Source organism: Methylibium sp. T29, assembly GCF_000576205.1.
In the GTDB taxonomy this organism is placed as follows: Bacteria; Pseudomonadota; Gammaproteobacteria; order Burkholderiales; family Burkholderiaceae_C; genus Methylibium; species Methylibium petroleiphilum.
In genome coordinates, this window is the sequence record NZ_AZND01000360.1 from 1 (window position 1) to 2,710 (window position 2,710).

At 69.2% G+C, this 2,710-nt stretch carries 1 protein-coding gene and 1 pseudogene; both read left to right on the plus strand.

The features are described from left to right. The first annotated feature begins 50 nt into the window (after positions 1-50). Positions 51-1,488, plus strand: a pseudogene (gene yidC / locus x551_RS20820) (membrane protein insertase YidC). An 87-nt stretch (positions 1,489-1,575) separates the two neighbouring features. Continuing rightward, the coding region (gene mnmE / locus x551_RS20825) for a tRNA uridine-5-carboxymethylaminomethyl(34) synthesis GTPase MnmE (RefSeq protein ID WP_173402827.1) at positions 1,576-2,710 on the plus strand (1,135 nt) is incomplete at its 3' end.

Consider the following 2,710-nt stretch of genomic DNA (forward strand, 5'->3'; position numbering starts at 1 on the left):
CGGCGCCACCGCCGTGGCGGCCGGCAGCCGGCAGCGGCGCACCACCGGCCCTGGTGGCGCCGCCCGCCACGGCGCCGACCGTGACCGTGAGCACCGACGTTCTGAAGCTCACGCTCGATGCGCGCGGCGGCGACGTGGTGCATGCCGAGCTGCTGACCCAGGTGGACCAGAACGACCGCACTCGCAACGTGGTGTTGTTCGACCGCTCGAAGGAGCGCGTCTACCTTGCGCAGACCGGCCTGGTGGGCGCTCCCGATCTGCCCAACCACCTGACGGCCTACACGCTGGTGCCCGGCGAGACCAGCCTGGCCGCGGGCAAGGACGCGCTGGAGGTGGTGTTCGAGTCACCCGAGCAGGGCGGCGTGAAGCTGAGGAAGACGCTGACCCTGCAGCGCGGCAACTACGCGGTGCAGGTGCGCCACGACGTGGTGAACACCGGCACCGCCGCGCTCTCGCCGCAGCTCTATGTGCAGCTGGTGCGCGACGGCAACGCGCCCCGGGGAGTCGAGCTTCTACAGCACCTTCACCGGCCCGGTGGTCTACACCGACGCCAGCAAGTTCCACAAGGTCGACTTCAAGTCGATCGAGAAGGGCAACACCGAGCACGACAAGACCGCCGACAACGGCTGGGTCGCGATGGTGCAGCACTATTTCTTCTCGGCCTGGCTGCACAACGACAAGGCGCCGCGTGAGTTCTACACGCGCAAGATCGATGTCAACCTGTACGCGGTGGGCCAGCTGTTCCCGCTGGGAGAGATCGCCCCGGGCGCAAGCAAGCAGTTCGACAGCGTGCTGTTCGTGGGCCCGCAGGAAGAAAAGAAGCTCGAGACCCTGGCCCCCGGCCTGGAGCTGGTGAAGGACTACGGCTGGTTCACGATCATCGCGAAGCCGCTGTTCTGGCTGCTCGACCAGCTGCACAAGCTGATCGGCAACTGGGGCTGGGCGATCGTGGCGCTGGTGGTGCTGCTGAAGGCGGCGTTCTACTGGCTCAACGCCAAGGCCTATGCGTCGATGGCGAAGATGAAAGCCATCAACCCGAAGATCATGGAGATGCGCGAGCGGCTGAAGGACAAGCCGCAGCAGATGCAGCAGGAGATGATGCGCATCTACAAGGAGGAGAAGGTCAACCCGCTCGGCGGCTGCCTTCCGATCCTGGTGCAGATGCCGGTGTTCATTGCGCTGTACTGGGTGCTGCTGTCGAGCGTGGAGATGCGCAACGCACCCTGGCTGGGCTGGATCACCGACCTGTCGGTGCGCGACCCGCTGTTCATCCTGCCGATCGTGATGACCGGCACCACGCTGCTGCAGACCTGGCTGAACCCGACGCCGCCGGATCCGATGCAGGCCAAGATGATGTGGATCATGCCGCTGGTGTTCTCGGTGATGTTCTTCTTCTTCCCGGCCGGCCTGGTGCTGTACTGGATCACCAACAACCTGCTGTCGATCGCGCAGCAGTGGGTGATCAACCGGCGGCTGGGCGTGAACTGATCTAAGTCGTCGTTGGCCCGCCCGGGCCACCCCGCCACGACGCCCCGCTTGCGGGGCGTCCTGCATTCGGGGCCGACAATCGCGCTCATGCTGCTGCCCCGCCACCACGATCCCATCGTCGCGATCGCGACGGCACCTGGGCGCGGCGCCGTGGGCATCGTGCGCGTGTCGGGGCGCGGACTCGGCGCGCTGATCGAGGCCGTGTGCGGACGCGCGCTGCAGCCGCGCCATGCCCACTACGGCCCCTTCCTCGACGCGCAGGGCGAGGCCATCGACCAGGGCCTGGCGCTGCACTTTCCGGCGCCGCACAGCTACACCGGCGAGGAGGTGCTGGAGCTGCAGGCGCACGGCGGCCCGGTGCTGCTGCAGCTGCTGCTGGCGCGCTGCCTCGAGGCCGCCGCGCAGCCCGATGCGCGCAGTGGCCTGCCGCGCCTGCGCGGCCTGCGTGTGGCCGAGCCCGGCGAGTTCACCGAGCGCGCCTTCTTGAACGACAAGCTCGACCTGGCCCAGGCCGAGGCGGTGGCCGACCTGATCGACGCCAGCACCGAGGCCGCGGCCCGCTCGGCTGGCCGGGCGCTGGCCGGCGCGTTCTCGCAGCAGGTCGACACGCTGCGCGACAGGCTGATCGAGCTGCGCATGCTGGTCGAGGCCACGCTCGATTTCCCCGAGGAGGAGATCGACTTCCTGGAGAAGGCCGACGCGCGCGGCCGGCTCGCCCGCATCGCCGAGGCACTGGACGCGGTGCTGGCGCGGGCGAAGCAGGGTGCGCTGCTGCGCGAGGGCCTGCGCGTGGTGCTGGCTGGGCAGCCCAACGTCGGCAAGAGTTCGCTGCTGAACGCGCTGGCCGGCGCCGAACTGGCGATCGTGACGCCGATCGCCGGCACCACGCGCGACAAGGTCGCCGAGACCATCCAGATCGAGGGCGTGCCCTTGCACGTGGTCGACACCGCGGGCCTGCGTGCCGAGGACGATGCGCGCGATGAGGTCGAGCGCATCGGCATGCAGCGCAGCTGGGGCGCGATCGGCGAGGCCGATGCGGTGATCTTCCTGCACGACCTCACGCGTGCCGGCGATCCGGGCTACGACGCTGCGGAACGCGACATCGAACAACGCCTGCCGGCCGGCGTGCACGTGCTCGATGTGCACAACAAGGCCGACGCGGCCGCGGCTGGCGCTGCCGCGTTGGCGCCGCAGGCGCTGCGGCTGTCGGCGCGCACCGGCG